The 283-nt window shown below is 60.1% G+C and carries 1 protein-coding gene; it reads left to right on the top strand.

Annotated elements, in window-relative coordinates:
- On the top strand, positions 1 to 283 hold a 283-nt coding region (locus CH341_RS32300; RefSeq protein ID WP_245431351.1), incomplete at both ends, for an ABC transporter substrate-binding protein.

The raw sequence follows: 283 nt of genomic DNA, 5'->3' as shown, positions 1-283 counted from the left end.
ATCCAACCAGACCCGGCATATTCTCGAATATCTCGCCTATACGACGGCGGACAACGTCACCCACCCGATGCTGGCGGAAAGTTGGGAAGTCTCCGACGATCTGACCGAATGGACGTTTTACCTTCGTCGCGGTGTGCGCTGGCACAACGGCGAGGAGCTTATCGCCGATCATATCCGCTTCAACGTCGAGCGCTGGTGCGATCCGGCGCTCGGCTCCTCCAATCTCGGGCTCGCCTCGATCGCGGCCATGCTCGAGGAGGTGGAATCCGACGAAAAGGACGAG

It is taken from the genome of Rhodoplanes roseus, from assembly GCF_003258865.1.
GTDB classification, from domain to species: Bacteria; Pseudomonadota; Alphaproteobacteria; order Rhizobiales; family Xanthobacteraceae; genus Rhodoplanes; species Rhodoplanes roseus.
The sequence above is the reverse complement of the archived record's forward strand: the minus strand, read 5'-3'. Positions and strand labels throughout refer to the sequence as shown.